This window comes from Polaromonas sp. AER18D-145 (assembly GCF_002379095.1).
In the GTDB taxonomy this organism is placed as follows: domain Bacteria; phylum Pseudomonadota; class Gammaproteobacteria; order Burkholderiales; family Burkholderiaceae_C; genus Polaromonas.
This window is the reverse complement of sequence record NZ_NBZV01000005.1, coordinates 121169-143654: the sequence shown is the minus strand read 5'-3', so window position 1 is coordinate 143654 and position 22486 is coordinate 121169. Positions and strand designations below refer to the sequence as shown.

Here is a 22486-nt window from a genome sequence, read left to right as displayed (position 1 = left end):
GGGGGAGGGAGTGGGGAGTTGCGCCTACTGTCCAAGGCAAACCGCAGGCGCAGCGTGATGCCGCAAAGAAGTCAGCTCAACACCACACTGCTCAACCGCCGCCGGTAAGTCGCCACCACCGGATCATCCGGTGGAATCTGCCCGTCGGCGACCTTGACCTTGGGCGGCTCGATGATTTCGAGGATGGACACAAAGGTCTTGCGTGCCAGTTCCTCGTTCCAGGCCTTGTCGCGCATCAAAATTTCCAGCAACTCGTCCATCGCCGGTACCCAGCGCTGCTGGCTCATGTGCAGCTGCGCCAGCGCGTAACGGCTGTCGAAATCCCGCTTGTTGGCTGCAAGCTTTGCATCAAATCCGGCCTGAGCCCCTGCCGCATCAGCGTGAGAAGCTCCTGATTCGATAGCGTTGAACCAGTGCTGCAGGGCCTCGAACTTGCGCACGGTCGGCGCCTTGCTGGCCACCGGTGCAAAAGCGGCCTTGGCATGGTCAACCTGGCCGTGCTGCAGCAGCAGGCGGATGTAGTCAAAACGGGCGTTGTCGTTGGCCGGATCGGTGGCCACGGCCGCCTGCAGTTTTTCCAGCAGGGCGGGCGGGCTGGTGTCTTCCGGTTCCGCCATTTCCTCCTCGGCGGGCGGCAGCTCTTCGGCCGGCGGCAGGTGTTTGTCGAGAAACTCCTTGACCTTGCCCTCGGGCAGCGCGCCGGCAAACCCATCGACCGGCTGGCCGTTCATCATCAGGATGCAGGTCGGGATGCTGCGGATGCCGAAGGCGGCGCCGAGTTGCTGCTCCTGGTCGGAGTCGATCTTGACCAGCTTGAAGCGGCCGCCGTAGGCGATCTCGACTTTTTCCAGAATCGGGCCGAGTGATTTGCAGGGCCCGCACCAGGGCGCCCAGAAATCAATCAGCACGGGGGTGGTCATGGAGGCCGCAACGACTTCCTCTTCGAAATTGGCAATGGTGACGTCGATCATGGTGCTGGACAAATAGGGGTGGATCAGGGGTTTTCAACAGGCACGGCGGTGCCGCGCTGGCACGATAGCATGCTGCGGCCGGCCCGGCGGCCCACCAGCCCGTAAAATCACCGCTGGCAGCGAACGATGGACCGCACAGCAGGCCTGGAAGGCAACACATGACAACAACGCAAGATCAGAAGCCGCCCCTCGTGGGCGTGGTGATGGGCTCCAGCAGCGACTGGACCACCATGCAGCATGCCGTGCAGATTCTCCAGCAGTTCGGCGTGGCGCACGAGGCCCGCGTGGTCTCGGCCCACCGCATGCCCGACGAGCTGTTCGCCTATGCCGAACAGGCCGGCGGGCGCGGCCTGCACGCCATCATTGCCGGTGCCGGCGGCGCCGCGCACCTGCCGGGCATGCTGGCCGCCAAAACCGCGGTGCCGATTCTCGGCGTGCCGGTGGCCAGCAACCACCTGCAGGGCGTCGATTCGCTGCACAGCATCGTGCAGATGCCCAAGGGCGTGCCGGTCGCGACCTTTGCCATCGGCAATGCCGGGGCGGCCAACGCCGCCCTGTTTGCGGTGGCCATGCTGGCCCTGCACGACAAGACCCTGGCCGACAAGCTGCAGGCCTTCCGCGCCGAACAGACCGCCGCCGCGCGCGCCATGACCTTGCCGCCCGCATGAGCCAGGCACCGATTTTTCCGGGCTCCGTCGATGCTTCGGGCCAGCTCGCGACCCTGGGCGTGATGGGCGGGGGCCAGCTCGGCCGCATGTTTGTGCATGCGGCGCAGCGGCTTGGTTATTTCACCGCGGTGCTCGACCCCGATCCGGCCAGCCCGGCCGGTCGCGTCAGCCACCACCACATCGCCTCCGGCTACAGCGATGCTGCCGGCCTGGCGCAGCTGGCCTCGCTGTGTGCCGCCATCACCACCGAATTTGAAAATGTCCCGGCTGGCGCGCTGCAAACCCTGGCCGCGACCCGACCGGTGGCGCCCGGCGCGGCGGCCGTCGCCATTGCGCAAAACCGCATCGAGGAAAAAGCCCATTTCACGGCCAGCGCCGGCCTGGCGGGGGTGACCTGCGCGCCTTATGCCGTGATCGAAACGCCGACGCAGCTCGCCGCCGTGCCGGCCGACCTGCTGCCCGGCATCCTGAAAACGGCGCGCATGGGTTACGACGGCAAGGGCCAGGTGCGCGTGAGGAACGCCGCCGAACTCGTCGCCGCCTGGGCTGAGCTCAAGCAGGTGCCCTGCGTGCTGGAAAAGCTGTTGCCGCTGAAGGCCGAATGTTCGGTCATCGTTGCGCGCGGCTGGGACGGCGCCATCACCGGTTTTGCGCCGCAATACAACGTGCATGTCGACGGCATTCTCGCCGTCACCGCGGCTTATGAGGGAAATATGCCTTCAGCCCTTGCAGCACGGGCGCGATCAGCTACTGAATCCATAGCAAATCACATCGGCTACGTCGGCGTGTTGTGTGTGGAATTTTTTGTGATCGACGACGGCAGCGCCGACGGCGCGCTGGTGGTCAACGAAATGGCGCCGCGCCCGCACAACAGCGGCCACTACACGATGGACGCCTGCGACGTCTCGCAGTTCGACCTGCAGGTCCACGCCATGGCCGGCCTGCCGCTGCCTGCGCCGCGCCAGCATTCGCCGGCCATCATGCTCAACCTGCTGGGCGACGTGTGGTTCGACGTCGCGGGCCAGCCGCAGACACCCGACTGGCAGGCCGTGCTGGCCTTGCCGGGCACGCATCTGCACCTGTACGGCAAGCTCGAAGCGCGCGCCGGCCGCAAGATGGGCCACCTCACCGTCACCGGCGCCGACGTGGCCGGTGTCCGGGCGGTCGCGCGCCAGGCCGCGCAGCTGCTGGGGCTGCCCGGCCTGGACGCCTTGCAATGATTCGCGACGGCACCGACCCGGCGGCCCTTCTTGAAGCCGCACGCGTGATCCGCGCCGGCGGGCTGGTCGGTTTTCCCACGGAGACGGTGTATGGCCTGGGCGCCGATGCGTCCAGTGACAGCGCCGTGGCCGGCATTTTCGCGGCCAAGGGCCGGCCTAGCGATCATCCGCTGATCGTGCATGTGGCGGAGGCCGCGCAGGTGCCCGATTACGCCAGCAGCGTGCCGCCGTTTGCCAGCCGCCTGATGCAGGCCTTCTGGCCCGGGCCGCTGACCTTGATCCTGCCGCGCCAGCCGGGCGTGGCCGCCGCCGCCGCCGGCGGGCAGGACTCCATCGGCCTGCGCTGTCCTTCGCACCCGGTGGCGCTGGCCTTCCTGAAGGCCTGCGCCACCGGGGTGGCCGGCCCCAGCGCCAACCGCTTTGGCCGCGTCAGCCCGACCACCGCCCGGCACGTCGCTGAAGAATTCGGCGATGCGCTGCTGGTGCTCGACGGCGGGCCCTGCGCGGTCGGCATCGAGTCCAGCATCGTGGACTGCACGCGCGGCCGTCCGGTGCTGCTGCGCCCGGGCCTGCTCACACGCGCGCAGCTCGAAGCCGCCTGCGGCGAGCCGGTGCTTGACCAGGACGAATGGCAGCACGAGGAAGCCGCACTGGGCGCGGCACCGCGCGCGTCCGGCACGCTGGCGTCGCACTACGCGCCCAACGCCAGGGTGCGCCTGATGGACGCCGGCGCGATCCAGACCGCGCTCGACCTGCTGGGCGCGCAGGCTGCACACATCGCCGTGTATGCCCGCAGCATCGTGCGCATCCCCTCGGCGCAGGTGCTGTACCGCCGCATGCCCGACGATGCCGCCGCCACCGCGCAGCAGCTGTTCGCCGTGCTGCGCGACTTCGACGCCCAGGGCGTCAAGCTGATCTGGATTGAACACCTGCCGGCCGATCCGGCCTGGGACGGCGTCCGGGACCGGCTGCAGCGGGCCGCCACGAGTTGACGAGAGCCTGAGTCTTGACCAATAGACCTCAAGCATTCGAGCTCCAAATACATCGCATCTGTGAGCTCCTCGAAGGTTCAGGCGCCCACGTCAGTTGGAACGAGCATATAGCCGATCCTGATAACCCTGAGCGAAAACGTCAAATAGACATTGCTATCAGGAGAGATGACAAATTAACTTTGGTTGAATGTCGGCTGCATCGGGTCCGTCAAGACGTCAAATGGATTGAAGAGCTGATGGGTCGTCGCATTTCTCTTCGGGCCGACGGCGTGATAGCGGTATCTTCTTCTGGGTTCACACACGGCGCGACGAATAAGGCGCAAAGGTTTGGAGTCATTCTTAGAGACTTGCAACAGTTGACTGACGCGGAGATTCTGAATTGGGGTCGCGCGGTCGCCCTGACGGTGTATTTTTATCAGTACGATGACCTGGAACTATCTCTCCTGTTCAACAAAGACAGTATTCCTCAGCTGAACGTAGAGAAACTTAAGATTGAACTCAAGAACTATCGGGGAAATCAGTCACTATTTATAATGCCGCTGCGGAGCAACTGGGCACGTTGAATCTGCTTGACGAAGCGAACGCGGGCCGCAGAGGCGATTTCAAGCTTCGGCTTCGGTTGGAAGGCTTTCGCTTGTGTAATGAGCCAGTAGTTGAAGTGGGATTCGCTGGGAACGCGAAGTTGATTGCCCGCGATATCACTTGTCCATCGGTTACGGCTTACGGCCCACCCAGGATTTTGGCAGCCCTGCGGAATGTTTTTGTGGAGAAGTTCCGCTTGGGCGAAAGCGCTCTTACGCATAGTGGGTCGCGCGTCGCGATGCTTCTGGATCTGTCGGGACTGGAGCTGCCTCCATGCTCGCAATTTCGATACGTAAAGCTACGAGGTTCGAAAGAGATGGACATGGAGTCTTTTGAGATTGTTGGCGTAGAAAAACTAGCGACGACATCTGGGAGGATGGCAGTTGATATAGTGTCAACGGATGGGACGCGCGGATCTTGGGGTGATGCGAGTCTTTGAGGTCCGACGTCCAGGGCTACTCCGGCGGAACTAGTCAGGTCGAATCTGAATACGGTATGCGAACACAAGACAACACTACACTCGGCACCATGCGACCCTCAGAAGCCTTTTCCATGCACCGCGCGCGCATCCGTGAGATCGCGCTGAGCCACCGCGTCAGCGACGTACGGGTGTTTGGTTCGGTGCTTACCGGCCTGGATGATGCGGACAGCGACCTCGATCTGCTGGTTGAACCTACGGGCCAAACCACACTGCTGGATATCGGGGCGATTCGCCACGAGTTGAAATGCTTGCTCGGCATAGAGGTTGATGTTCTTACCCCCAATGGCCTGCCGCCCCGATTTCGGGAGCAGGTGTTGCGTGAAGCCGTGCCGGTATGAGTCGAACCAGTCCCCAGCGTTGCGTAGACTATCTGCAGCACATTGTTGAGGCCATCGACAACATACAGAAGTACACCGCAGGTATGGATTTGGAAGCATTCATAGCAGACCGGAAAACCTGTGACGCCGTCATTCGCAATATTGAAGTGATTGGCGAGGCCTGCAACAACGTGGCCAGACATCATCCGGCTTTTGCGGCTGAGCATGCAACCATTCCCTGGGGCTTCGCTTACGAGATGCGCAATGCCTTGTCGCACGGTTATTTCACGGTTGACAACACCATTGTGTGGCGAACTGTGCAGAATGATTTACCCGGTCTGAGAGCGCAGATTGCAGGTTTGCTCTGACCGTTTGATATGACGCAAACTCCAGAATCCCCCAATGTCAGCGCCGTCCCCGCCATGGCCGCGCTGCTGCAGAAAATACGTGATGGCAGCGATGTGGCCGCGGCCGAACAGGAAATCCTGCGCATCACGGCTCATCTGGAGGATCAGCTGCGTCAGCGCGGCACCGAGGTGGCCGCCGCCAACAAGGAGCTGGAAAACTTTTCCTATTCGGTCTCGCACGACCTGCGTGCGCCGCTGAGCACCATCGACGGCTTCAGCCGGCTGCTGGAAGGCGCCGTGGCCAAGGGCAATGCGGAACGCAGCACGCACTACCTGCAGCGCATACGCCTGGGCGTGGGCAACATCAACGAGTTGATCGCCGCGCTGCTGGCCGTCTCGCGCCTGCTGCGCGCACCGCTGGCGCCGCAGACGGTTGACCTGGGCGCGCTGGCCGAGGCCGCGTTGGCCGGGCTGCAGGAGGCCGACCCCGGACGGGCGGCCCACATCACGGTGCAGCCGGCGCTGGTGGCACAGGGTGACCCGGCGATGCTCAAGCAGCTGGTCGATCACCTGGCCGGCAACGCCTGGAAATTCACCTCGAAAAAGGCACACGCTGCGATTGCTGTCGGCAGCCAGGCCGGGCCGGATGGCGAGACGGTTTATTTCTTCAAGGACAACGGCGCGGGGTTCGACATGGCCCATGCCGAAAAACTCTTCGGCATTTTCCAGCGCATGCATGTGAGTTCGGATTTTCCCGGCATTGGCGCCGGGTTGAGTACGGTGCAACGTGTCGTCATGCGGCATGGCGGACGGATCTGGGCGGAGGCCGAGCCGGAGCGGGGCGCGACGATTTATTTCACCTTGCCAGGGGTCTGAAGACTTGCGGATTCTTTCCGCAGCCGGTGCTTATGCCGGCGCCTGCTGGCTGAGAATCCAAGGTGTTTCCTATGTCTCCGAACACCTGTTTCCCATGTCTCCTGTCTATACACGTCGCCAAAAGAAAGTCACCAAAGAAAAGGCGACCCGATGGTCTGGGTCCCTTCGCTTCGCTGCGGGCAACCTGTGGTGCTCGCCGAAAGCGGGGTCGAGCTCGAACTCGGCTGCGCCTCAGACAATCGCTCGCCCTGATCCACTTTCGGCTGCGCTCCTCGGCCCAGCCCGACGGGTGGGGGAAGAAATGCGGGTCCGGGTGCGGAGAGACATGACCCGCGTAGCGCGTCATGTCGGACTCAACAAACCGTCATTCATGCACGCGGTCGCAGCACACGCAGCCAAATGAAGTCCCCCTCCATCGCCCAGCGGGGCGAGGGAGGGGTTAGGGGAGGGAGTGGGGAGTCCGACCTACTGTCCAGCAAGGACCGCGGACGCAGCGTGATGCAACAACCAAACGCGGCCTCAGTGTTCCTGCACCGCCCACTGAATCAACGCATCCAGCGCCGGCCGCGCCGCCACCGCATTCGGGTGGTTGACCATGCCAACCACGATGTAACGCGCGCCGCTGGCGCCGTTGGCATACCCGGCCACGGCCGTCACGTCGCGCAGCGAGCCGGTCTTCATGAAGGCCTGCCCGGTGACCGCGGCGGCGCGTGCACGCATGGTGGCGTCCACGCCGGCAATCGGCAGGGAGTCCAGCAGGTCCTGCGCGACGCGGCCCTGCGCGGCGACCTGCAGCATGGCCGCCAGGCTGGCGGCGCTGATGCGTTCGACGCGGCTCAGGCCCGAGCCGTTGTCCATCACCGGGGCCTCCTGCCGCGGCAGGATTTTTTTCCACCAGGCCGCCAGCGCGGCACGGCCGGCTTCGGGTGTGCCCTGCGGGTGCTCGCCCGGTTGGGCCTTGCGCCCCAAGGTCAGGAAGAGGTGCTGGGCCATCACGTTGTTGGAGAACTTGTTGACGTCGCGCACGATGTCGCGCAGCGGCAGCGAGGGCGCGTCCAGGCGCAGCGGCGCTTTTTCACCCGACAGCGTGCCGCGGGCGTGCAGCATGGCCAGCTCGGCCGGTGTGGCGTCGCGCGCGCTGCCGGTCAGCAGCCCGCCCAGTGCGCGCCACGAGCCTTCAATGGCGCGCGCCGCAAAGGTGGCGGGCTCGGCATAGGCCGTGGGCCAGAGGCGTTCACCGCAGGCCGACGAATAGCTGCCGGCGAACTGGATGCGGTCGGGGCTGTGCACGCTGGCGCGCAGCTCGCTGCGCCAGTCGCCGCAGCGGCTCACGCGTGCCAGCGGCACCGTGTCATCGACGAGCAGGCCGGCCATGGGCGGCTCGGTCTGCACCCGCGCGTGGCCATTGGCGAGGTCGGGCGTGAAGCGCATCACCAGCGACTTGAAGTTGATCAGCAAGGCATCGGGGCGCGCGTTGTAGGGCCGCAGCGGTTCGCCGTCGAACTCGCCGGCGTCCAGCGCCGGCACCAGGAAGGCGCTGCGGTCCAGCACGATGTCGCCGCGTATCACCTTCACGCCGCTGGCCTGCACCTGCCCCAGCAGCGCCTGCAGCCGCTCGACCACCAGCTTGGGGTCACCGCCGCCGCGCACCACCAGGTTGCCGTGCAGGATGCCGTCCGACAGGCTGCCGTCCATCGTCAGGCGGGTGTTCCAGGTGTAGTCGGGCCCCAGCACGTCCAGGGCGGCGTAAGTGGTCACCAGCTTCATGACCGACGCCGGGTTCATCGGCACCGTGCTGCGGTGCTCCAGGCGCGGCGGCTGCCGGCCCGAGGCGTCCAGCACCAGCAGCGTGACGGCGTCGGGCGGAACCTGCGCACGCACCAGGGCTTTGGCAATGGCCGGGGGCAGCGCCAGCTTGGGCGCGCGCACGGCTTTCTGGGCCAGCACCCAGCCGGGGGCCAGGCCGAGGGCGAGCGCGGCAGCCAGCCGGCAGAGCAACAGGGGAGAGGGGAGCATGGCTGATTATCGGCTTGGCCCTGCGAAGCAGCCGCTTGCCCGGATAATCGACCCATGCGTTTTTCTCCCAAGACGGTCGGCGTGCTTGCCGCTATCGTGACCGTCGCCATCTGGACCTCCTTCATCGTGATTGCCCGCGCCACGGCGCACCGCAGCCTCACGCCGCTGGACATCAGCCTGCTGCGTTTCATCGGCGCGGCGCTGGTGCTGCTGCCTTGGGGGGCCTGGCTGGTCTGGCGGCGCGCGCGCGACAGCCGCCCCGCTCTGGCGCCGCCCAGCTGGCTGGGCCTGTCGCCGCTGGGCTTTCGGCTCACCGCGCTGATCGGCCTGGTCGGCGGTGTCGGTTACGCCTGCCTGGCCTACAGCGGCTTCTATTTCGCCCCGGCGGCCCATGCCTCGGTGCTGCTGCCCGGCACCCTGCCGCTGAGCACCACCCTGATGGCCGTGCTGATCCTGAAAGACCGCGTGACGCCGGTGCGCGCCATCGGCCTGGGCCTGATTTTTCTGGGCGACGTGATGGTGGGCGGCGCCAGCCTGCTGCAGGCCTGGACGCAAGCCGGCAGCCAGGTCTGGAAAGGTGATTTGCTGTTTCTCTGCGCCTCCACCTGCTGGGCCGTTTATTCGGTGCTGGTGCGCAAGCATGCGCTGCAGGCGGTGTCCGCCACCATTGCCATCAGCGTGTTTGCCTTCGTGACCTATGTGCCGGTCTACAGCCTGCTGGCGTATTCGGGCGCCATCGCCACCCGGCTGGCCAGCGCGCCCTGGAGCGAGATTGTTTTCCAGATGGTGTTCCAGGGCGTGGGGTCGGTCGTGATCTCGGGCATCACCTTCACCCAGATGGTCCAGTCCTTCGGCCCGGTGCGCTCGACCATGATCACGGCGGTGGTGCCCGGCCTGTCGGCGCTGGGCGCGGTGATTTTCCTCGGCGAGCCGCTGTACTGGAATCTGCTCGCCGGGCTGGCGCTGGTGACGCTGGGTATTGTGTTCGGCGTGCGTGTGCAGGCCCAGCGGGTCACAGCAGTCGCTCCTGATTTGATAGCTGACGGCGCAGACCCCACAAGGGCTAAGGCCTGATTTGATGCATCAACCCATGAAACTCCTGGCCTTTGACACCAGCACCGACAGCATGTCGCTGGCCCTCACCGACGGGTCGCGCATCTGGCAGCACACCGGCCCCGGTGGTGCGCAGGCGTCCAGCACGCTGATTCCGGCGATTCTCGACCTGCTGGGCCAGGCCGGGCTGGCGCTGGCCGAGCTGGACGCGCTGGTGTTTGGCCGCGGCCCCGGCTCCTTCACCGGCCTGCGCACGGCGTGCTCCGTGGCGCAAGGCCTGGCGCTGGGCGCGCGCCTGCCGGTGCTGCCGCTGGACACGCTGATGGCGGTGGCCGAAGAGGCCCGCTTCCAGCACGAAGGGCCGCACGCCGCGGCCTGCCTGCAGGTCACGGCGCTGCTGGATGCGCGCATGGACGAGATGTATGTGCAGCGCTTTGCCTGCGACGCCGGGCGCTGGACCTCGCTGGCCGACTGCGCCCTGATACGCCCCGAAAACCTGCCGCTTGATCCGGCAGACAGCCTGCTGGCCGGCAATGTTTTCAGCGTCTACGCGGCGCGCCTGCCGGCGTTTCCGGACAGCCTGCCGCGCCTCACCGCCCTGCCGACGGCTGCGGCCATGCTGCGCCTGGCGCCCGCGCTGCTGGCCGCCGGCCACGGCCTGCCCGCCAGCCAGGCGCTGCCGCTGTACGTGCGTGACAAGGTGGCCCTGACCACCGAAGAGCGCGCCCGCGTCAAGGCCGGCATCGCCGCGGCGGCCGGCCGATAATGAGACATGAGCGCCGTTCTCGAACCCCTCGAAGCCCAGTTCGAACCCATGACCGAGTCGTGGTTCGATGCGGTGCTGCGGGCCGAGCAAAGTGCCTATGCCCACCCGTGGACACGCGGCAATTTCAGCGATTCGCTCAACGCCGGTTACCAGGCGCTGGTGCTCACCGGTGGCAGCGGGCCGGGCGCGGAGCTGCTGGGCTATTTTGTGGCCATGAAAGGGGTGGACGAGGTGCACCTGCTCAACATCACGGTGGCGCCGGCGCACCAGCGCCAGGGCTGGGCCCGCGTGATGCTCGATGCGCTGGCGCTCTGGTCGCGCGGCCAGGGTGCGCAATGGCTGTGGCTGGAGGTGCGCGTGAGCAACGGCCGAGCCAGGGCGGTGTACGAGCATTACGGCTTTCGCCACGTCGGAACCCGGCGCCAGTACTACCCCGCCGCGAATGCCGCCCGCGAAGACGCCGTGGTCATGAGCATGGCGCTGCAAGCCGGACACAGCGACCCATGAAAGTGCTGCCGTGAGCCTGGACCTGGACAAACGCCAGCGCGCCATGTTGCGCGAAATGGGCGTGCGCATCTGGCAGCCGCCAGCGCCGGCGGCAGCGCCCGCCCCGGCTCCGGACGCTACGAATAACATAGCTGTTGGCGTCCGACCGGAAAGGGCGGAGCCCCGATTCGATGCCGAAGCTGCCGCGGTACGGGGTGCGCCTGCGCCCGCCGCACCAGCGCTGCGACCGGTAGCTGCCCAGATGCCCGTGTCGCGCCCGGCCCCCGGCCTGCAGCCGCGCCCTGCGGGCGTGGACCGCATGGACTGGCCCGCCCTGCAGGCAGCGGTGGCCGGCTGCCGCGCCTGCGCCCTGTGTGAAAGCCGCAAAAACACTGTGTTTGGTATCGGACCGGTGGTCGCCGACGGCGCCGCGCCGCAGGTCGACTGGCTCATCGTCGGCGAGGCGCCCGGCGAAAACGAGGACCTCGCCGGTGAACCCTTTGTCGGCCAGGCCGGCAAGCTGCTCGACAACATGCTGCTGGCCATCGGCCTGCAGCGCGGCAATGTTGACACCGTGCCGCGGGCGGGTGTCTCGACCAGCGTTTTCATCACCAATGTGCTCAAGTGCCGCCCGCCGGCCAACCGCAACCCCGACCCGGCGGAAGTGGCGCAATGCGAGCCCTATCTGAAACGCCAGGTCGAGCTGCTGCAGCCGAAAATGATTCTGGCGCTGGGCAAATTTGCCGCCCAGTCGCTGCTGCAGGACAGCGTGCCCGAGCTGCAGAAAATCCCGCTCGGCAAGCTGCGCGGCCAGGTGTTTCGTTACCTCGGCGTGCCGGTGGTGGTCAGCTACCACCCGGCCTACCTGCTGCGCAGCCTGGGCGACAAGGCCAAGGCCTGGGACGACCTGTGCCTGGCGATGAATGTGGCCCCCACGGTCGTTCGCTCCGCGTAACTCCCGAGGCCTTGCAGGCCGCGGCTCGCGAGACGCTTCGCCTCTGTCGCCTGTCCAAAGCTGCTCAAGCAGCTTTGGAGCCGCAGGCTCCAGCCCCTAGTGGCCGCTGCGCCTGCGGGCCGGCAAAGCCGGACCCGCGGCCCCTGCTGGTGAAGAGAGAGCCCCCACGCTTGTCGCTTCGCGTACTGCGCTGCCCCCCAAGGGGGCGCTGCGCCTGCGGACTGGCAGAGCCAGATCCGCGGCCCCTGCTGGTATGAAGAGATCCTCTGTGCTAGTCCGTCACTTGGCTGCCCGCTGCGGCGCCAGCACCGAGGCAATCGCCACCACCATCAGCACGACTGCGGCCCAGTCCTGCCAGTGCAGCACCTCGCCCAGACCCAGCGCGCCCGAGAACACGCCGAGGATGGGAATCATCATCACGCTCAGGGTCGAGGCGATCGGCGGCAGGCTGCGCGCCAGGAAAAACCAGGCCGCGTGGGCAAAGCCGAAAATGATCACCGCGTTGTAGAGAATCGAGGCCCAGCTGATGGCCGAAGGCGCCTTCCACTGCGGCATCTCGAAGGCCGCGCTCAGCCCCGTCATCACCACCGCCGTCATCACCGTCATCCAGAAGGAGATCGTCAGGGTGGCCACCGGCATGGTGGTGTTGCGCAGCTTCTGCGTGCCGACGGCCCAGGTGGCCGCGGCCGCCAGCGCGCACAACACCCCGATGGGCCGGCCCGACAGGTTGGTCAGCTCGTGCCACAGCAGCAGCGACACGCCCAGTGCGGCCGCGGCCACACCCAGCCAGCTGCGGCGCTGGAGCTGGTTGCCGAAGAACCAGGCGCCGAACAGCGCCGAAAAAATCGGCATGGTGTAGCCCAGAATCGCGGCCCGCCCGCTGCTGAGGTTTTTGACCGCCAGGATGATCAGCCCGTGCCAGACAAACATGTTGGCAAAGGCCAGCCAGAACAGCTCGCGGTATTTCTCGCGCGGCACAAAAAACGGCACCTTCATCAGCAGCATCGCCGCGCCCAGCACCGGAATGCCCAGCCAGATCGACAGGGCGCGAAAGCTCAAAGGCGGAAAGTCGGCGACACCGAGTTTCATGATGGGCCAGTTGATGCCCCAGGCCAGTGTGAGCAGGACGAGGAGTATGAGCTGGCGGCGTGAGAGTTGCATGGGCGGCTGGGCGGAAGGTGATGGGTGCCGCTATTGTCCTGGCGGCGAGGAAATCCTGCTGCGCTCTTCAACCCGGCAGGGGCCGCGGGTCCGGCTTTGCCGACCCACAGGCGCAGCGGCTCCCGAGGGGCAAGGAGTTTGCGCGTTGTGAGCGACGGTAGGGGGCATGTCTTGTCAAGCAGGGGCCGCGGGTCCGGCTTTGCCGGCCCGCAGGCGCAGCGGCCCCCCGGGGGGCAGGGAGCTACACGAAGTGAGCGACCGTGGGGGCCTTAAAATACTTCATGACTTTCCTCGAGATGCTGGGCGCGGCTGAGCGCCAGAACCAATCGATGCTGTGTGTGGGCCTGGACCCGGAACCGACGAAGTTCCCGGGCAGGCTCAAGGGCGATTCCAACAAGATCTACGACTTCTGCGCGGCCATCGTGGACGCCACGGCCGATCTGGCCATCGCCTTCAAGCCGCAGATCGCCTACTTCGCCGCGCACCGCGCCGAAGGCCAGCTCGAACGCCTGATGGAACACATGCGCCGCGTGGCGCCGCAGGTGCCCATCATCCTGGACGCCAAACGCGGCGACATCGGCAGCACCGCCGAGCAGTACGCGGTCGAGGCCTTCGAGCGTTACGGCGCCGACGCGGTGACCCTCTCGCCCTTCATGGGGTTTGACTCGGTCGCCCCCTATCTCAAGCACGAAGGCAAGGGCGCGTTTTTGCTGTGCCGCACCTCCAACCCCGGCGGCGACGACCTGCAGAACCAGCGGCTGGCCTCCATCGAAGGCCAGCCGCTGCTCTACGAACACGTGGCGCGCCTGGCGCAGGGCCCGTGGAACCTCAACGGCCAGCTCGGCCTGGTGGTGGGCGCGACCTACCCGGCGGAGATTGAACGTGTGCGCGCCGTGGCGCCAACGCTGCCGCTGCTGATTCCCGGCGTTGGTGCGCAGGGCGGCGACGCCGTGGCGACCGTCAAAGCCGGCTGGCGACCGGGCGCGCCCATCATCGTGAACTCCTCCCGCGCCATCCTTTACGCCTCGTCGGGCGACGACTTTGCCGAGGCGGCGCGGCGTGAAGCCATCAGGACGCGGGATATTCTGCAGGCGGCGCGGGGCTGAAGTTTCAAGCCTTTTGGGGCTCTGGCCCCTGTCTTGCAAGCGCTAATAGCTATTGAATTGATAGCGATGTCTTGCTCGTGGGTGTCATCCCGGACTTGATCCGGGAGCCACGTTTACCGATGACTTCATTTTCTTGGGAGCCTGGTTTGCCCGCGTCTGCTGACCGCTTTTTTCACGCAACCAGCCGTGGGGCCGACGCGTCTCAGCGCGGCTTGATCAGCCCGCCCAGCATCACGCAGGCCAGCGCCGCCACCACCAGCGTGATGCCGGCCCACTGCCAGGGCGTGATGGCTTCGCCGAGCACCAGCATGCCGGTGGTCAGGCCCACCACCGGCACGCCCAGGCTGAAGGGCGCAACGCGGTTGGCGGGGTGGTGCTTGAGCAGGCCGGTCCACAGGCTGTAACCCAGGATGGTCGCGACCCAGCCGAGGTAGGCCACCGCCAGCCAGCTGGAGGCGCGGGCCTGGGTCCACTGCCAGCGCGTCACCTCGGGGTCGAACACCAGGGACAGCAGCGTGAAGGGCAGGATGGCGAAAATGCCGCTCCAGACCACAAAGGCCATCGGTGAGTAGGCTGCCCCGCCTTGCTGCACGTGGCGCGCCACGATGTTGGACATGGCCCACATGGCGGCGGCACCCAGCGTGAGCACAAAGCCCGCCAGCGTGGTGGCGGCGCCAGTGCCTGCGCCAGCCGGTGACAGGTAGTTCAGGGCAAAGCAGGCCAGGCCCAGCGCCGCGAGCACCATGCCGGCCTGCAGCGGGCGGCTGGCGCGCTCGTGCAGCAGCACAAAGCCGAACAGTGCGGTGAAAAAAACCTGGGTCTGCAGCAACACCGAGGCCAGCGCCGCCGTCATGCCTACTTTCAGCGCGAGGAACAGGATGCCGAACTGCCCGACGCCCTGGAACAGGCCGTAAAACACCAGCCATTTCCACGGGATGGCGGGCGGCCGCACAAACAGCACCAGCGGCAGCACCGCAAAGACATAACGCGCGGCGCCCAGCTGGAAGGGCGTGAAGTCGCGCAGCGCGAACTTCATGACCACAAAGTTGACGCCCCAGACCACGACCACCACGAGGGCGGCCGCCAGATCGCGGCCCGTCAGGGCGTTCTGTCGCATCAGGCGTGCGGCTGTGCAGCGCGCGCCATGTCCAGATGGGCCTTGACGTTTTGCGCCAGGGCGATGTCACCCGGCGTTTCGGGCAGCCAGGGGTCCACGGGGATGGTTTTTCCGTTCGGGTCCACCGCGACAAACACCACCACACATTCGGTGATGACTTCCATCTCGCCGGTCTTCATGTCGCCGGCGCGCACCTCGACCGCGATGTTCATGCTGGTGCTGCCGGTGTAGGCCAGCCGCGCCTGCACTTCCACCAGGTCGCCGATCATGATGGGGCGCTGGAAGCGGATGCTGCCGACAGAAACGGTGACGCAGTAACGCTTGGCCCAGCGTGTGGCGCAGGCGTAGCCGGCCTCGTCAATCCACTTCATGACGGTGCCGCCGTGGACCTTGCCGCCGAAGTTGATGGTGCTAGGTTCGGCCAGAAAACGCAGGGTGATCGACGACATACGGCTCCTTGTGAAATGCTATGAAAATAGTAGCCGCTCACGCCCATAAATCAAGGGCTGCAGCCAGTTTCTCTACAAAAGTCGCTTCAGGTAACGCCCGGTGTGGCTGGCCGGGTTGGCCGCGATGTCTTCGGGCGTGCCCACACCGACCACCATGCCGCCGCCGGCCCCGCCCTCGGGCCCCATGTCGATCAGCCAGTCGGCGGTCTTGATGACGTCGAGGTTGTGCTCGATCACCACGATGGTGTTGCCCGCGTCGCGCAGCTGGTGCAGCACCTTGAGCAGCAGGTCGATGTCGGCAAAATGCAGGCCGGTGGTCGGCTCGTCCAGGATGTAAAGCGTGCGGCCGGTGTCGCGCTTGGACAGCTCGAGCGCCAGCTTGACGCGCTGCGCCTCGCCGCCCGACAGCGTGGTCGCCGCCTGGCCGAGCTTGATGTAACTCAGGCCGACGTCGAGCAGGGTGTGCAGCTTGCGCGCGATCACCGGCACCGCCTTGAAGAACTCGGCGGCGTCTTCCACCGTCAGGTCCAGGATCTGCGCGATGTTTTTGCCCTTGTACTGCACTTCCAGCGTTTCGCGGTTGTAGCGCATGCCCTTGCAGACATCGCAGGGCACGTAGACGTCGGGCAGGAAGTGCATCTCGACCTTGACCACGCCGTCGCCCTGGCAGGCCTCGCAGCGCCCGCCGGTCACGTTGAAACTGAAACGCCCGGCGCCGTAGCCGCGTTCGCGCGCGGTGTTCATCTCGGCCATCAGCTCGCGGATCGGCGTGAACAGGCCGGTGTAGGTGGCCGGGTTGCTGCGCGGCGTGCGGCCGATCGGCGACTGGTCCACATTGATGACCTTGTCGAAATGCTCGATGCCCTCGATGCTTTCATGCGGCGCCGGCTCCTCGTGCGCGCGGTACAGCGTGCGCGCCACGGCGGCGTACAGCGTGTCGTTGACCAGCGTCGACTTGCCCGAGCCCGAGACGCCGGTCACGCAGGTCAGCAGGCCGACCGGGAAATCGACACTGACGTTCTTCAGGTTGTGGCCGCTGGCGTTGATGACCTTGATGGCCTGCAGGTCGCCCTGGGTCAGCAGGTGCTCGGCTTCGCGCGCGGCGCGTTTCACGCCGGCGGCGCTGGGCGCAAACTTCGACGGTTTTTTCGGGTCGCGGTAAGGGGCTTTCACCACCGTCGGCAGCCAGGGCGTGCGGCGCTTGGGGACCTCGATCCTGAGGACCTGCGACAGGTATTTCCCGGTCAGCGAATCGGGGTTGGCCAGCACGTCCTCGTAGCTGCCCTGCGCCATCACGCGCCCGCCGTGGATGCCGGCGCCCGGCCCCATGTCGATCACGTGGTCGGCGGCGCGGATCATGTCCTCGTCGTGTTCGACCACCAGCACGCTGTTGCCGATGTCGCGCAAATGTTTGAGTGTGCCGATCAGGCGGTCGTTGTCGCGCTGGTGCAGGCCGATGCTGGGCTCGTCCAGCACATACATCACGCCGGTCAGGCCCGAGCCGATCTGCGAGGCCAGCCGGATGCGCTGCGACTCGCCGCCCGACAGCGTTTCGGCGCTGCGGTCCAGGCTCAGGTAGTTCAGGCCCACGTCGTTGAGGAACTTCAGGCGCAGGCCGATCTCGCGCACCACCTTGCCGGCAATCTCGGCCTTCGCGCCGTCCATGGCCAGGCTGTTGAAGTAGTCAAAACTCTCGCGCAGGGTGGTGCTGCTGATCTCGTAAATCGCCTTGCGGCTGGCGCGGCCGCCGTCGGCCGGCGTGCTGCCCACCAGGTAGACATGGCGTGCCTCGCGGCGCAGGCGGGTCCCTTTGCACTCCGGACAGGGTTGCAGGCTGCGGTAACGCGCGAGCTCCTCGCGCACGGCCGCCGAGTCGGTCTCGCGGTAGCGCCGCTCGAAGTTGGTGATCACGCCTTCAAAAGGATGTTTCTTGCTGACCTTGCGGCCGGCCGACTGGCCGGACTCCATCACGTAGCTGAACTTGATGTCTTCCTCGCCCGAGCCGTGCAACACCACCTGCCGGACCGCCTCGGGCAGTTTTTCAAAGGCGGTGTCGATGTCGAAGCTGTAATGTTTGGCCAGGCTTTCGAGCATGGCGAAGTAATAGGCATTGCGCCTGTCCCAGCCCTTGACGGCGCCGCTGGCCAGGCTCAGCGACGGGAAGGCCACCACACGGGCCGGGTCGAAAAATTCCCTGTGGCCCAGGCCGTCGCAGCTCGGGCAGGCGCCCACCGGCGAGTTGAAGGAAAACAGGCGCGGCTCCATCTCGCTGAGCGAGTAGCTGCAGACCGGGCAGGAAAACTTGGCGCTGAACAGGTGCTCCTGGCCGGAGTCCATTTCCATCGCCAGCGCCTTGCCGTCGGCCAGACGCAGCGCGGCCTCGAAACTTTCGGCCAGACGCTGCTGCATGTCGGGCCGCACCTTGAGCCGGTCGATCACCACGTCGATGTTGTGTTTTTCGGCTTTCTTGAGCTTGGGCAACTCGTCAAACTCATACGCCGTGCCGTCCACGCGAAAGCGCACATACCCCTGGGCCTGCATCTCGGCGAACACATCGACGAACTCACCCTTGCGTTCACGCGCCACCGGCGCCAGGATCATGAGTTTGGTGTCTTCGGGCAGCGCCAGCACATGGTCGACCATCTCGCTGACGCTTTGCGCCTGCAGCGGCAAATCATGCTCGGGGCAGAAGGGGGTGCCGGCGCGCGCAAACAGCAGGCGCAGGTAGTCGTGGATTTCGGTCACCGTGCCCACGGTGGAGCGCGGGTTGTGCGAGGTGGCCTTCTGCTCGATGGAAATCGCCGGCGACAGGCCTTCGATCATGTCCACATCGGGCTTGTCCATCAGCTGCAGGAACTGCCGCGCGTAGGTGCTCAGGCTTTCGACATAACGGCGCTGGCCCTCGGCGTACAGCGTGTCAAAAGCCAGCGAGGACTTGCCCGAACCGCTCAGCCCGGTGATCACCACCAGCTGGTTGCGCGGAATGTCGAGGTCGATGTTCTTGAGGTTGTGCGTGCGCGCGCCGCGGACGCTGATGCGCTGGGCCGCCAAGGCCTGGGCCAGATAGCGGCTCTGGTCAGGTTCGGCCACGTGCCTGCCTTCTGCGGCTGCGGGGGAGAGGTATTGGCCGTCGGTGGGAGAGTTCACTGTGTAGGGGCGCCGCAAAACCCTCCATCATAGACCGATGTGTGTTTTTCGGGGTTCCAGGGCTATGGGGCGGGCTCCTGTCGCCCGGCGTGGGCGCAGTTCGTGCTTGCGCAGGGGCAAATGAAACGCGGTCCAATTCAAAGACAATAGGTCTTATCTTCCGCGGATGACCCCGCCAGCCTTTTTTGGTTTTCAAATTTTCCAGCCCTCCTCTGTGTCCTCAGCCCGCCCCCACCTGCCTTCCTACCCCATGACCGCGACCGAGCGGCGCGCCAGCGCGTCGTTGGCCTCGATTTTTGCGCTGCGCATGCTCGGGCTCTTCCTGGTGCTGCCGGTGTTTGCGCTGGAGGCGGCGCGTTACCCGGGCGGTGACGACCCGGCGCGTGTCGGTCTGGCCATGGGCATTTACGGCCTGACCCAGGGCCTGCTGCAGATTCCCTTTGGCATGGCCTCGGACTGGCTGGGCCGCAAGAAAGTCATTGTGTTTGGCTTGGTGGTGTTTGCGCTGGGCAGTTTTGTCGCCACCTGGGCGCCCGACCTGACCTGGCTGATCATTGGGCGGTCGCTGCAGGGCGCTGGCGCCATTTCGGCCGCCGTCACCGCGCTGCTGGCCGACACCACGCGCGACGAGGTGCGCACCAAGGCCATGGCGCTGGTGGGCGCCAGCATTGCCCTGATGTTTGCGCTGTCGCTGGTGCTGGCGCCGCTGCTGGCCGCGCAGGTTGGCCTGGGCGGGCTGTTTGCCTTCACCGGTTTGCTGGCGCTGGCCGGCATCGTGGTGGTGATCTGGTGGGTGCCGCCCGAGCCGGCGCAACACGTGAACCGGCCGCGCGGCAGCCTTGCCGAGGTCTTGAGCCACCCGGCCTTGCTGCGCCTCGATGTCGGCGTGTTTGTGCTGCACGCCGTCCAGCTGGCCATGTGGGTGGCCATTCCCGCGCTGCTGGTGCAGGCCGGGCTGGACAAGGACAGCCACTGGCAGGTCTACCTGCCGGCGGTGCTGGCCTCCTTCCTGGTGATGGGGTTCACGCTGTTCCCCATGGAAAAGCGCGGCTTCCTGCGCGCCGTGTTCCTGGCCGCGGTGGGCCTGATCACGCTGGTGCAGTTCGGACTGATGGGCGTGGCGATGCAGGGCAGCCCCAGCCTGGCTTGGCTGGGCGCCTTGCTGTTCCTGTTTTTCTGCGGCTTCAATGTGCTTGAGGCCTCCCAGCCCAGCCTGGCGTCACGGGTGGCGCCGGCCCATTCCCGCGGTGCGGCGCTCGGGGTCTACAACACACTGCAGTCGCTCGGATTTTTTGCCGGCGGCGCCCTGGGCGGCTGGCTGGCCAAAACCGCGGGGGCACAAGCCCTGTTTGCGGCCTGCGGCGGGCTCATGCTGCTGTGGCTGCTGGTGGCCTGGCCGATGAAGGCGCCAGGACGGCATGCCGTCGCGCCGGTTTCCGGGCCGGCCGGCTCCGAAGCGGCTGGTGCGGTGGCGGCCCAGCCAGTTAAACTGTGAAAAATTAGGAGAACATGCCATGGCATCTGTCAACAAAGTCATCCTCGTCGGCAACTTGGGCCGCGACCCCGAAGTGCGTTACCTGCCCAGCGGCGACGCCGTGGCCAACATCGCGCTGGCCACCAGCAGCAAGTACAAGAACAAGGCCGGTGAGATGGTCGAGGAGACCGAATGGCACCGCGTCAGCTTTTTCGGCCGCCAGGCCGAGATCGTCGGCGAGTACCTCAAGAAAGGCCGCTCGGTTTACATTGAAGGGCGCCTGAAAACGCGCAAGTACACCGACAAGGACGGCGTCGAGAAATACGCGACCGACATCATCGCCAGCGAAATGCAGATGCTCGGTAGCCGGGAAGGCATGGGTTCGCCCGGCGGTGACGGTGACGGCGATGGCGGCGAACGCCAGTATTCCCGTCCGGTGGCCGCGCCGCGTGCGCCGGCGCCAGCCCCCCGTGCGCCTGCGCCTGCACCGACCAAGGCCGCCAGCGGCTTTGACGACATGGACGACGACATTCCGTTCTGACCGGCTTTCCCGTCTGAACCGTTGATGCAACGGTTTTTGTCAACCGGCACCCTGCACCCCTGTAGGCGCCGGCCCCGTTTTCAGGCACGGACCGTTTCGGCAGGGCTTTGTTGGCTAGGATGAAAACCTGCCAACTGAAAGTGCCGAGATGAGCCCCCACCCCGATCCTGAAAAAACAGGCCTGCGCCTGACCGCCTTGTGCAAGCCGCTGGGCGCCATCCTGCTGGCGGCGGGTTGCCTGCTCGTACCGGCGGCCCATGCCAACACCGATACCCTCAGCGATCTGCTCGACGGGTCCGGCAGTGCCGGGCTGGGCTTCCTGGTGCGTGCCGAGCAGTCGCCCTACGTGGGCGGCGGCGTGCGTTATGACCTGATGCCACTTTACCTTTACGAAGGCGAGCGCCTGTTTCTTCACGCCAGCCGCGTGGGGGTGAAGGTCTTCAAGGACGAGGCGCAGCGGGTCGACCTGTTCCTCGATCAGCGCTTCGAGGGCTTCAGCGACGACCGCTTACCGGCCAGCCTGGCCGGCATGGCCGAGCGCGGCGCCGGTCTGGACGCTGGCGTGTCCTGGCGCTACCGCCAGCCCTGGGGAACCGTGCAGGCGGAGTTTGTGCAGGATGTGTCGGGCTTTTCCAGAGGCCGGGAAGTGCGGCTGGGCTTCAGCCACGACTGGCGCTCGGGACGGCTCACGCTGCGCCCCAGCCTGACGGTGGCCATGCGCGATGCCAGACTGAACAACTATTACTACGGCGTGCGGCCCGGCGAAGCCACCGGGACGCGGCCGGCTTACGCGGCCGGCAGCGGCATCAACACCACGCTGGGGCTGTATGCAGCCTACGCACTGAGCGACGGCTGGCGCCTGCTGGGCGGCGTCTCGCGCACCGACCTGAGCAGCAAGGTGAAGGGCAGCCCGATTGTCCGCAAGGCGCCGCAGACCGCCGTGTATTTTGGCGCCGCCTACGATTTCGGCACCCACAAGCAGCACTGGGCCGAGGAAAGTTCACCCACCCACGTCAAGGTGCTGTACGGCAAGTCCACGGAAGACGGCTGCCACCTGGCCAAGATCATCACGCTGACCTGCGCTTCGACAGCCAAGGTCAACTCGACACGCATCGCAGGCGTGCAGATCGGCAAGCCTTTCATCGAGCAGCTCAATGGCTGGCCGCTGGACATCGTCGGTTACGTCGGCCTGTTGCAGCACGTCGACCGCGGGCTGGCGCTCAACGGGCTGCAGTTCGACGCCTTCATGAAGGCCTATTACTACGGCTTTCCATGGAGCGATCGCGTCAAGACCCGACTCGGCCTGGGCATCGGGGTATCGCTCGCGCAACGTGTGCCCTACAGCGAGTCCAGCAGCCAGGCAGCGCGCGGGCGCCAGACCTCGCGGCTGCTCAACTACCTGGACCCGAGCATCGACGTCAGCCTGGGCGACCTGGTGGGGTCACGCGCGCTGAAGAACACCTATCTCGGCTTCGGCGTGTCGCACCGTTCCGGGATCTTTGGCGCCTCGCGCCTGCTGGGCAACGTCAACGGCGGCTCCAACTACATCTACACCTACCTCGAAACCGTGCTGTAGGGCGCAGACTTGCTATCAAAAAAAGAGCTAATGGCGCCCGTCTGAAAAGGGCAAAAGGCCTATTTTCCTTTCAATCATCGACAAGCGCCGGCGCTCATGTGCGGCCAGCCCCATAAACGGGGGATTGCCGCCGGCACGTACAGCGTTAACAGTGGAGGTTGACGCGCATGCCGCAAGCGGGTTCC

21 protein-coding genes are annotated in these 22486 nt (G+C 66.0%); 15 read left to right on the top strand and 6 right to left on the bottom strand.

Annotated elements, in window-relative coordinates:
• Positions 1 to 71 precede the first annotated feature (71 nt).
• Positions 72 to 971, bottom strand: coding sequence for a thioredoxin (trxA, locus tag B7G52_RS05070; protein WP_096696546.1), 900 nt, complete (start codon positions 969 to 971; stop codon positions 72 to 74).
• Positions 972 to 1129: 158 nt separating this feature from the next.
• Between trxA and purE the strand changes: the two genes are divergently transcribed.
• The 7 genes from purE (at position 1130) to B7G52_RS05035 (ending at position 6454) form a co-directional block, all read left to right on the top strand.
• A complete protein-coding gene (gene purE / locus B7G52_RS05065; RefSeq protein WP_096671777.1) occupies positions 1130 to 1639 on the top strand; it encodes a 5-(carboxyamino)imidazole ribonucleotide mutase in 510 nt (169 codons plus the stop codon).
• Positions 1636 to 2859, top strand: a complete 1224-nt coding sequence (locus B7G52_RS05060; protein ID WP_096696545.1) for a 5-(carboxyamino)imidazole ribonucleotide synthase — start codon at positions 1636 to 1638, stop codon at positions 2857 to 2859. Before purE ends, B7G52_RS05060 begins: the two co-directional genes overlap by 4 nt.
• On the top strand, positions 2856 to 3851 hold the full coding sequence (locus B7G52_RS05055; protein WP_096696544.1) for an L-threonylcarbamoyladenylate synthase: 996 nt from the start codon (positions 2856 to 2858) through the stop codon (positions 3849 to 3851). The genes B7G52_RS05060 and B7G52_RS05055 overlap by 4 nt, the downstream gene beginning before the upstream one ends.
• A 14-nt stretch (positions 3852 to 3865) precedes the next feature.
• Positions 3866 to 4414, top strand: a complete 549-nt coding sequence (locus B7G52_RS05050; RefSeq protein ID WP_096696543.1) for a restriction endonuclease — start codon at positions 3866 to 3868, stop codon at positions 4412 to 4414.
• 547 nt (positions 4415 to 4961) lie between these two features.
• Positions 4962 to 5252, top strand: coding sequence for a nucleotidyltransferase family protein (locus tag B7G52_RS05045; protein ID WP_096696566.1), 291 nt, complete (start codon positions 4962 to 4964; stop codon positions 5250 to 5252).
• A complete protein-coding gene (locus B7G52_RS05040; protein ID WP_096696542.1) occupies positions 5249 to 5599 on the top strand; it encodes a DUF86 domain-containing protein in 351 nt (116 codons plus the stop codon). The genes B7G52_RS05045 and B7G52_RS05040 overlap by 4 nt, the downstream gene beginning before the upstream one ends.
• Before the next feature lie 9 nt (positions 5600 to 5608).
• On the top strand, positions 5609 to 6454 hold the full coding sequence (locus B7G52_RS05035) for an ATP-binding protein (RefSeq protein WP_096696541.1): 846 nt from the start codon (positions 5609 to 5611) through the stop codon (positions 6452 to 6454).
• Between the two features lie 519 nt (positions 6455 to 6973).
• Here the strand turns inward: B7G52_RS05035 and dacB are convergent.
• Positions 6974 to 8470: a D-alanyl-D-alanine carboxypeptidase/D-alanyl-D-alanine-endopeptidase gene (dacB, locus tag B7G52_RS05030; RefSeq protein WP_141397385.1), complete on the bottom strand. Its 1497-nt coding sequence runs from the start codon at positions 8468 to 8470 to the stop codon at positions 6974 to 6976.
• A 54-nt stretch (positions 8471 to 8524) separates the two neighbouring features.
• Here dacB and B7G52_RS05025 point away from each other — a divergent pair, with 54 nt between their 5' ends.
• Genes B7G52_RS05025 through B7G52_RS05010 form a run of 4 tightly spaced genes read left to right on the top strand, consistent with a single transcriptional unit; the run spans position 8525 to position 11730 of the window.
• Complete coding sequence (locus B7G52_RS05025; protein WP_096696540.1) at positions 8525 to 9544, top strand: DMT family transporter; 1020 nt, start codon at positions 8525 to 8527, stop codon at positions 9542 to 9544.
• Positions 9545 to 9560: 16 nt separating this feature from the next.
• Positions 9561 to 10289 carry a tRNA (adenosine(37)-N6)-threonylcarbamoyltransferase complex dimerization subunit type 1 TsaB gene (gene tsaB / locus B7G52_RS05020; RefSeq protein ID WP_096696539.1) on the top strand — a complete coding sequence of 243 codons (729 nt, stop codon included), beginning with the start codon at positions 9561 to 9563 and terminating at the stop codon, positions 10287 to 10289.
• 6 nt (positions 10290 to 10295) lie between these two features.
• Complete coding sequence (gene rimI / locus B7G52_RS05015) at positions 10296 to 10796, top strand: ribosomal protein S18-alanine N-acetyltransferase (protein WP_096696538.1); 501 nt, start codon at positions 10296 to 10298, stop codon at positions 10794 to 10796.
• Positions 10797 to 10806: 10 nt separating this feature from the next.
• Positions 10807 to 11730, top strand: a complete 924-nt coding sequence (locus B7G52_RS05010; protein ID WP_371328995.1) for a uracil-DNA glycosylase family protein — start codon at positions 10807 to 10809, stop codon at positions 11728 to 11730.
• Between the two features lie 279 nt (positions 11731 to 12009).
• Here the strand turns inward: B7G52_RS05010 and B7G52_RS05005 are convergent, their stop codons facing one another.
• Entirely contained in the window at positions 12010 to 12891 is an 882-nt protein-coding gene (locus B7G52_RS05005; protein ID WP_096696537.1) for a DMT family transporter, read from the bottom strand.
• 281 nt (positions 12892 to 13172) lie between these two features.
• Between B7G52_RS05005 and pyrF the strand changes: the two genes are divergently transcribed.
• Entirely contained in the window at positions 13173 to 13997 is an 825-nt protein-coding gene (gene pyrF, locus B7G52_RS05000) for an orotidine-5'-phosphate decarboxylase (protein WP_170954678.1), read from the top strand.
• 202 nt (positions 13998 to 14199) lie between these two features.
• Here the strand turns inward: pyrF and B7G52_RS04995 are convergent, their stop codons facing one another.
• The 3 genes from B7G52_RS04995 to uvrA all read right to left on the bottom strand — a co-directional run bounded on the left by B7G52_RS04995 (position 14200) and on the right by uvrA (position 18653).
• Complete coding sequence (locus B7G52_RS04995; protein ID WP_096696536.1) at positions 14200 to 15114, bottom strand: EamA family transporter; 915 nt, start codon at positions 15112 to 15114, stop codon at positions 14200 to 14202.
• Positions 15114 to 15563 carry an acyl-CoA thioesterase gene (locus B7G52_RS04990; protein ID WP_096667550.1) on the bottom strand — a complete coding sequence of 150 codons (450 nt, stop codon included), beginning with the start codon at positions 15561 to 15563 and terminating at the stop codon, positions 15114 to 15116. The genes B7G52_RS04995 and B7G52_RS04990 overlap by 1 nt, the downstream gene beginning before the upstream one ends.
• Positions 15564 to 15635: 72 nt before the next feature.
• Entirely contained in the window at positions 15636 to 18653 is a 3018-nt protein-coding gene (uvrA, locus tag B7G52_RS04985) for an excinuclease ABC subunit UvrA (protein WP_170954677.1), read from the bottom strand.
• A gap of 307 nt (positions 18654 to 18960) precedes the next feature.
• On the opposite strand from uvrA, the gene B7G52_RS04980 reads away from it, so the two are divergent.
• From B7G52_RS04980 to B7G52_RS04970, 3 genes are all read left to right on the top strand, one after another.
• The gene (locus tag B7G52_RS04980; protein WP_096696562.1) at positions 18961 to 20205 is read left to right on the top strand and encodes an MFS transporter; all 1245 of its coding nucleotides are present in this window, start codon (positions 18961 to 18963) and stop codon (positions 20203 to 20205) included.
• A gap of 19 nt (positions 20206 to 20224) precedes the next feature.
• Positions 20225 to 20725, top strand: a complete 501-nt coding sequence (gene ssb / locus B7G52_RS04975) for a single-stranded DNA-binding protein (RefSeq protein WP_096696535.1) — start codon at positions 20225 to 20227, stop codon at positions 20723 to 20725.
• Positions 20726 to 20873: 148 nt separating this feature from the next.
• Complete coding sequence (locus tag B7G52_RS04970) at positions 20874 to 22301, top strand: MipA/OmpV family protein (protein WP_096696534.1); 1428 nt, start codon at positions 20874 to 20876, stop codon at positions 22299 to 22301.
• The last annotated feature ends 185 nt before the right edge of the window (positions 22302 to 22486 follow it).